General features: G+C 72.1%; 6 protein-coding genes and 1 pseudogene. 4 read left to right on the top strand and 3 right to left on the bottom strand.

The genetic code is table 11. From position 1 onward, the window contains the following. Positions 1-293 precede the first annotated feature (293 nt). Both AB0N31_RS33440 and AB0N31_RS33435 read left to right on the top strand, forming a co-directional pair. A complete protein-coding gene (locus AB0N31_RS33440; protein ID WP_366062260.1) occupies positions 294-833 on the top strand; it encodes an MOSC domain-containing protein in 540 nt (179 codons plus the stop codon). Positions 834-1,000: 167 nt separating this feature from the next. Beyond that, a complete protein-coding gene (locus AB0N31_RS33435) occupies positions 1,001-2,119 on the top strand; it encodes a PP2C family protein-serine/threonine phosphatase (RefSeq protein ID WP_366062259.1) in 1,119 nt (372 codons plus the stop codon). A 90-nt stretch (positions 2,120-2,209) separates the two neighbouring features. On the opposite strand, the gene AB0N31_RS33430 is transcribed toward AB0N31_RS33435, so the two are convergent. Both AB0N31_RS33430 and AB0N31_RS33425 read right to left on the bottom strand, forming a co-directional pair. Beyond that, the gene (locus AB0N31_RS33430; protein WP_366062258.1) at positions 2,210-2,557 is read right to left on the bottom strand and encodes a hypothetical protein; all 348 of its coding nucleotides are present in this window, start codon (positions 2,555-2,557) and stop codon (positions 2,210-2,212) included. Positions 2,558-2,603: 46 nt separating this feature from the next. Beyond that, a pseudogene (locus tag AB0N31_RS33425) lies at positions 2,604-2,765 on the bottom strand (maleylpyruvate isomerase N-terminal domain-containing protein); the annotation flags it as partial. 293 nt (positions 2,766-3,058) lie between these two features. Between AB0N31_RS33425 and AB0N31_RS33420 the strand changes: the two are divergent. Continuing rightward, the gene (locus AB0N31_RS33420; RefSeq protein WP_366062257.1) at positions 3,059-4,447 is read left to right on the top strand and encodes a glycoside hydrolase family 43 protein; all 1,389 of its coding nucleotides are present in this window, start codon (positions 3,059-3,061) and stop codon (positions 4,445-4,447) included. Between the two features lie 116 nt (positions 4,448-4,563). On the opposite strand, the gene AB0N31_RS33415 is transcribed toward AB0N31_RS33420, so the two are convergent. Continuing rightward, positions 4,564-5,316: an alpha/beta fold hydrolase gene (locus tag AB0N31_RS33415; RefSeq protein WP_366062256.1), complete on the bottom strand. Its 753-nt coding sequence runs from the start codon at positions 5,314-5,316 to the stop codon at positions 4,564-4,566. 619 nt (positions 5,317-5,935) lie between these two features. Here AB0N31_RS33415 and AB0N31_RS33410 point away from each other — a divergent pair. Next, positions 5,936-7,168 carry an aminotransferase class V-fold PLP-dependent enzyme gene (locus AB0N31_RS33410; RefSeq protein ID WP_366062255.1) on the top strand — a complete coding sequence of 411 codons (1,233 nt, stop codon included), beginning with the start codon at positions 5,936-5,938 and terminating at the stop codon, positions 7,166-7,168. The last annotated feature ends 81 nt before the right edge of the window (positions 7,169-7,249 follow it).

Below are 7,249 nucleotides of genomic sequence, written 5' to 3'. Positions count from 1 at the left end.
CGGCGCCACCTTGGAAGGGTCAGCGATCTCCGGAACGTCCACCGTCCCAGCGGCCTGCACGGTCGTCGTCATCATGTGCCCCTCCCAATCGATCAGCCAAGACACCACCGGTCCGTCGTCGCCGGCTCGTCCTCCCCGCAAACACCCGCCTACCCCCGACCCCCACAACCATTCCCCGAGTTTTCCGCAGAACGGCTCACCGGGCCGGCCGCGGCGGACCGGGCCACTGCGCCTCGGGCGTCCGACGGTTAGGGTCGTAGCCGGTCATGGTCGTCGAGGAGGGGGCTCCGGGGATGAACGGAACGGTTACGGCGGTCAGCAGCAACGGCGAGTACTCGTTCACCAAGCCGAACCGGGACAGTGTCACCCTGCTCGCCGGGCTCGGCGTGGAGGGTGACGTGCACGCAGGCGTGACCGTCAAGCACCGGTCACGGGTCGCGCAGGACCCCACCCAGCCCAACCTGCGCCAGGTCCACCTCCTCCACGAGGAGCTCTTCGCCGAGGTCGGTGCGGCGGGTTTCACGGTGGCACCCGGTGACCTCGGCGAGAACATCACCACCCGTGGCATCGATCTGCTCGGCCTGCCGGTCGGCACGCTGCTGCGCATCGGCGAGGCGGTGCTGGAGGTGACGGGGCTGCGCAATCCCTGCCTGCAGATCGACCGCTTCGAGGAAGGGCTGCTCAAGCAGGTCGTCGGCCGCGACGAAGCCGGGAGCGTCGTGCGCAAGGCGGGCATCATGAGCGTCGTGAAGGAGGGCGGCGTGGTGCGGCCGGGCGACGTGATCACGGTGGAGCTTCCCACCGGGCCGCACCGGCCCCTGGAACGGGTCTGACCGGGCGCCTCCGCGACGACAGGCCGTGAGGTGCCCCGTCACCTCGCATCGGCCGCACGCGACGACCAGGCCTCGACCGCGGCCACCGCTGTCCGGCCGGGCGCGCGGGAGCGGCGGACGAGCGACGAACCGATGTTCGCCCATTTTGTCCCGATATCATCGAATTCATGATCAGATCAGTACGGCCCAGACGCCGTCACCGTCCTCCTCGCGGCGGGCAACGCCGGGCCGTACTGCTGTCCCCGGTCCTCGTCACCCTCCTGATCACCGCTCTGGCGTTCTCCACCCCTCGGGAGATCGCCTTCAGCCGCCTCCTGCCCGCGGCACCCGCCCTCGCGGCCGCGGTGTGGCCGGTTCTCCCGACGGTCCTGCTGGGGACGTCGTGCCTTCTGATCATGATCGGCCTCAGCTTCGTCCACTCCGACCTGGGGACGCCGTACACGGTTGCCGCGATCGCCGCCGTCACCCTCGCCGCCGCCTACGCGAGTCATCTGCGACTCCAGCGGGAGGAGACGCTCTTCCAGGTCCGGCTCGTCGCCGACGCGGCGCAGAAAGTGCTGTTGCGCCCGCTGCCGCACCGCCTCCACGACATCGAGATCGAGTCGCTGTACCGGGCGGCCCAGGAGCAGGCCCGGATCGGGGGCGACTTCTACGAGGTCGCCGACACTCCGTACGGGGTCCGCCTGCTCATCGGCGACGTGCGCGGCAAGGGCCTGTCAGCGGTGGGGGCGGCCGCGGCGGTGATCAACTGCTTCCGGGAGAACGCGCACGACCAGCCCGACCTGAGGGACCTGGTCCGCCGCCTGCAGATCACCATGTCCCGCTACAGCGCCGCGATCCCCGCCGATGACGAGCCGGAGCACTTCGCCACCGCCCTGATCGCCGAGATCCCGGACGGCGGCGGGCGCGTCAGGATCCTCAACTGCGGGCATCCACCGCCGGTGTTCGTGCGCAGCGGGCAGATCGACGTCCTCGAGCCCACCCGCCCTTCCACGCCCCTCAATCTCTCGGGGCTCCTCGGGGACCATTATCACGTCGACACCGTGGCCTTCTCCCCCGGCGATCAGATGCTGCTCTACACCGACGGGGTCACGGAAACCCGTGACCGGACCGGCGAGTTCTTCCCGCTGCCGGACTGGGTGCGCCGGCACGACGCGGCCCCGCCCCGCGAGCTGCTGGACGAACTGCACGCGGACCTGCTCCGCTACGCCGGCGGCAGACTCGATGACGACGTCGCGGCCCTCGCCGTACGCTGCCGCCCGCACGCCGCGCCCCCCGCACGCTGACACGCGGTCCGGGCACGGGGCCGCCCACCCGGCGGGTGAACGACCCGGACACGGGCGGGACTCGGCCCGCAGGCCGACCGGATGCCGCCCTCACCGCCGCCAGGGCACCGGCCGGCCCAGGAACGCGGCGAGCCGGTCGATGGCCGGAGCCGCGTCCGCGACGGGTCGCGGCTCGGCGAAGCGACCCGTTCGCGACGAGGAGGGGAGCCGGTCCCGAGCGAACGCCAGGGACTCCTCCGCCAGGTCTTCGGGCCGCCGGGCAGGGACCCCGGCGGCCCGGGCGAGGTCCCGTCCGTGAGCGAGCAGGTCGTACAGGCGGATCTGCAGGCGCTCCGCGCCCGTGGCACTCCCCAGGAGGCTGCGGAAACCGCGCTCGAGCACTCCACTCCCGGCGAAGGCGGCCCGCAGGGCGGCACTGGAGGCCCGGTAGGCCGCCACGGGGTCGCCACCGAGGGGGTCCGCCCCTCACCTCGGGCATCGGGCCGTCCTCGATCACGGCGGCGAACACCAGGTCCATGCCGCCCAGAGGGCGGACCACATCGCGCACGTTCCATCCGGTGCACGGCGTCGGCGCCTCCCACTGCTCGGGGCGGATCCCGGCGACCAGGTCGCCGACGGAGAGGCACGCACGCGCAAGACGGTCCACGGGAACGGTGGTCACCCGCGCAGACTACGGCGTCAACGGCCCGTCCCCCCAGGGGCTTCGACCCCTTTCGCCCAGGGGCTTCGTGGCGCTCCGCGAAGGCTTCCGGGTGGGGCGCGAGCGCACAGGAAGCACCAATGACGACCGGGGTGATTGACGCGCAGGGAGTGACGCCCTACCTTCTGACCGGCTTCCCGAACCATGTTCGACATATCGGCCAGATCTTCCACTCCACTCCTGCCCCCCCTTCTCCCTTGACGTCGTCCTGAGGGCCCCGCACACCCCTTGGAGAACGCATGAACCCCCACCCCCGCCCCTCCCGCCGTCATGTTCTCGGCATGGCCGCGGCGACGCCCCTCGCCGTGACCGGCGCGCTGACCCTCGGAGCCGGCACCGCCCGCGCGGCCGACTCGGCATACGTCATGTCCTACTTCACCGAGTCGACCACCCTGAGCGAGGGCACCGACTACGGCCTCCATCTCGCCGTCAGCACGGACGCCCTGAACTGGATGCCGCTCAACCAGAACAACCCGGTGGTCACGCCCACCGAGGGCGCGCTCGGGCTGCGCGACCCGTTCGTCCTGCGCAAGCAGGACGGCACCTTCGTGGTCCTCGCCACCGATCTGAAGGGCACGGACTGGAACTACGTCAGCCAGTACATCCACGTCTGGTACTCCACCGACCTGCGCACCTTCACCGGCTACCACCGGCTGAAGCTGCACGACATGAACACGCACTCCTGGGCGCCCGAGGCCTTCTGGGACGCGGGCCGCGGCCAGTACGCGGTGATCTACTCCGCGGTCGACTCCAGCGGCCACAACGTCATCATGGTCAACTACACGACCGACTTCCTCACCGCCTCCGCCCCGCAGGTCTTCTTCGACCCCGGCTACGACGTCATCGACGGTGACATGGCCGTCGGCGTGAACGGCGTCAACCACCTCTACTTCAAGAAGAACCAGACGCTCGTCGGAGCGCGGTCCACCTCCCTCGCCCCCGGCAGCTTCACGGAGTTCACCACCGGCGTCGCCCACGGCGGCACCGAGGCGCCGACCCTCGTCAAGTCCCTGACCTCGAACACCTGGTTCCTGTACGGGGACACCTACACCCCCAACGGGGTCTTCTACGTCTGGCAGTCCACCGACCTCTCGTCGGGCACCTGGACGGCGCTCGACCAGCGGACCTACACGCAGCCGCTCAACTCCAAGCACTGCGGCATCACGGCGATCACGGCCGCCCAGTACGACAACCTCGTCGCCAAGTGGGGCGCCCCCACCTGGAACCGCCTCAAGTCCTACAACCACCCGGCGCGTTACGTCCGCCACGCCGACCACGTGGGCCGCATCGACGAGTACCCCGTCGACCCGCCCGCCGACTCCCAGTGGAGACTCGTCCCCGGCCTCGCCGACAGCGCGGGGGTCTCCTTCCAGTCGGTCAACCACCCGACCCGCTACCTGCGCCACTACGCCTACCAGCTCCGGCTGGACGTCCCCGACGGCACGTCGGCGTTCGCGGCGGACGCCACCTTCTACCGCACGGCGGGCCTGGCGGACGCGAGTTGGGCGTCGTTCCGGTCGTACAACCACCCGACCCGCTACATCCGCCACTCGAACTACGTGCTGCGCATCGACCCGCCCGCCACGGCCACGGACCGGCAGGACGCGACCTTCCGGGTCGGTCACTGAGCCGGGAGGACACCCGCGAACGCCTCGTCCCCGGCGGGTGCCGGGAACGAGGCGTGTCGAGCGCGGTCCGCTTCACGGGCGGCCGTCGACGACCGGGGGCGCGATCGCGCGACGCGTCAGGACGCGACGAAGCGGGCGATCTGGCCGAGCACGACCGTGTCCGCGAGGAACCCGATGTGGGTCTGGCAGAGCACGTTGTTGTTGGTCGCGCCGTCCAGCCGGGTGCTGGTGTACGGCAGGATGATGCCGTCGCACGCCGAGTACCACGTGGCGTACCTGGTGGTGCCCGGCGTCTCGTCGCCCGAGCTGATCTGGGAGATGAACGAGGAGCCCGGGTACATCTGCTGGCACGTGGTGTAGATCAGGCAGGCGCCGGCGTACGTGGTCCCGTGGTTGGCGCCGGCGATCGAGGCGAGGTGGCTGACGCTGGTGTTGCCGCCCAGCACCTTCAGGTAGTACTGGCTGACCAGGCCGCCCATCGAGTGGTTGACGATCGCGACCTTGCTCGCTCCGGTCCGCGCCTTCACGTTGTCGACGAAGGTGGCGAGGCCCTGGGCGTTGGTGATGTTGTTGCCGTAGGAGTTGTACTCGTAGGCGAAGAGGTCGGAGCTGTCCCAGCCGTTGAGCCGGAAGACGCTCATGGCGGTGACCCAGTTGGACGCGTCGCCGGTGTATCCGTGCACGAAGACGACGGGCGTGCTGGTCGACAGCACTCCGGCGGCCGTGTCCGACGACTGCGCCGCGGCGGTGCGGGCCGTCGTGGTCGCGGAGTCGGCCGCGCCGGCCGTCGACGCCGAGGAGAACAGGGTGAGTGCGGCCGTGGCGGCGGCGAGAACGCCGAGAAGGCGACGTGGGGAACGACGACGCATGGGGTCTCCTGACAGGGGTGCGGGGTGGTGGGTGCCTGACCCGACCAGAGTCATGGGGCGGGACGCGGGCGCCATCGGCTGAATCACCAGTGGCCCGGTGAGCGCCCGCGAGGTCGCCGGCGGTCCGGCACCGCCGTCGTCACCTCGCCGCGGCCTTCGCCTCACTGCGGCCGGCCCGTCCGCGCGGCACGCACCGGGACGGACGCCCACACCGCCGAACCCGCACTCCACGATCCCGTCACGGCCTCCCCCTGACGGACCGGCCTGCGGCAGCCCCGTGGCACGGGTGCCGCCCGGGGCCGCCGCGCACACGGGCGCGACGCGCGGGTACGGACGGCTCACACGGCGGAGTCCAGGCGTTCGCGCTGCTCGGCGGTCAGCTCGCAGCCTCGGTTACGGCAACATCACCGACACGGAGTTCCCACCGGCCGTCGCCCTCCTGCGCGAAATCCTGCGCGCCGCGCGGCAGTCCCGTCCCGCCGCGTCCTCGTCGGCGCCCCCCACGCTCCAGCGGGGCCTGCGATCACCGTCTCCCCCACCGCCGGACGACTGCGAGGCGTAGGTATCGTGACGCGCGTCCCGGCCGTACGGCCGTCCGGCCGCCGACGTCAGGATTCACGTGACCGAGACCCGCGCACCCGCCCCGCCCCGTCCCCTGCTGCTGGCCGACGGCCGGGACGCCGCATCGGCCTGGACCCTCGATCCCGGGATGCGGCACCTCAACCACGGATCGTTCGGGGCGGTCCCCCGCGTGGCGCAGGAGCGGCAGAGCGCGCTGCGGGACGAGATGGAGCGGGCCCCGGTCGTCTGGTTCCCGCGGCTGCCCGGCCGGATCGCCGCCACCCGGACAGCGCTCGCCGACCACCTCCGGGTACCGGCGCGGGATCTGGCGGTCGTGCCCAACGCGAGCGCCGGCGCGAGCGTCGTGTACGCCGCCCTCACCGCGCGTCCGGGCGGCGACGTCGTGGTCACCGATCACGGTTACGGCGCCGTCACCATGGGCGCCGCGCGGCTCGCCCGGCGCTGGGGCGGACGCGTGCGCACCGCCCGCGTACCGCTCGACGCCGACGCCCGACAGGCGTGCACGGCGGTGCTGTCCGAGGTGGACGAGCGGGTCGCGCTCATCGTCCTGGACCAGATCACCTCCGCCACGGCACGGCTGTTGCCGGCCGGCCGTGTCGGCGAGGAGGCGGCCCGGCGCGGCATCCCGCTGCTCGTGGACGGCGCGCACGCCCCCGGTCTGCTCGCCGCGCCCCTGGAGGGTCTGGTCTGCGACGCCTGGGTCGGCAACCTCCACAAGTGGGGGTGTGCGCCGCGGGGCACCGCCGCTCTCGTGGCCCGCGGTCCGCTGCGCGAGGAACTGCATCCGCTGATCGACTCCTGGAACGCCGCCGAACCCTTCCCGGACCGTTTCGACCAGCAGGGCACGCTCGACGCGACCGGCTGCCTCGCGGCTCCGGCGGCACTGGACTTCGTCGAGGGCACCTGGGGCTGGGACGCCGCCCGCGGGTACATGGACGAACTGGCGGAGTACGGTGCCCGGGTGGTGGCGGACGCGTTCGAGGCGTCGGGCGGCCCGGCGGGGCCGGTCGACGTCGGGATGCCCGTGCCGGGGATGCGTCTGGTCCGGCTGCCGGAGGGGTTGGGAACCAGCCGGATCGAGGCCGACGCCCTGCGCGACCGGGCGACCGCGGAGCTGGGCGTCGAGGCCGCCTTCACCAGCTTCGGGGGAACCGGTTACCTGCGCCTGTCCGCCCACGTCTACAACACGCCGGGCGACTACGAGTACTTCGCCGACGCCTGTGTGCCCGTCGTCGAGAAGTGGGCGCAGGAGGCCCGCAGCCGGCGCTGACCCCTGCCGTCGGGCGGGCGGCGAGGCGGCCGGTGCGCGGGCACAGGGCCGGCGGGTGGCGGACGTCCGAGGAGCCGCAGG

The organism is Streptomyces sp. NPDC051051, from assembly GCF_040682975.1.
Taxonomy (GTDB): domain Bacteria; phylum Actinomycetota; class Actinomycetes; order Streptomycetales; family Streptomycetaceae; genus Streptomyces.
This window is presented reverse-complemented; position numbering and strand designations above follow the sequence as displayed.

Bases quoted from the DNA above. Each gene is read 5' to 3' on its own strand.
- AB0N31_RS33440 (WP_366062260.1), top strand. From the start codon at position 294: ATGAACGGAACGGTTACGGCGGTCAGCAGCAACGGCGAGTACTCGTTC.
- AB0N31_RS33435 (WP_366062259.1), top strand. From the start codon at position 1,001: ATGATCAGATCAGTACGGCCCAGACGCCGTCACCGTCCTCCTCGCGGC.
- AB0N31_RS33420 (WP_366062257.1), top strand. From the start codon at position 3,059: ATGAACCCCCACCCCCGCCCCTCCCGCCGTCATGTTCTCGGCATGGCC.
- AB0N31_RS33415 (WP_366062256.1), bottom strand. From the start codon at position 5,316: ATGCGTCGTCGTTCCCCACGTCGCCTTCTCGGCGTTCTCGCCGCCGCC.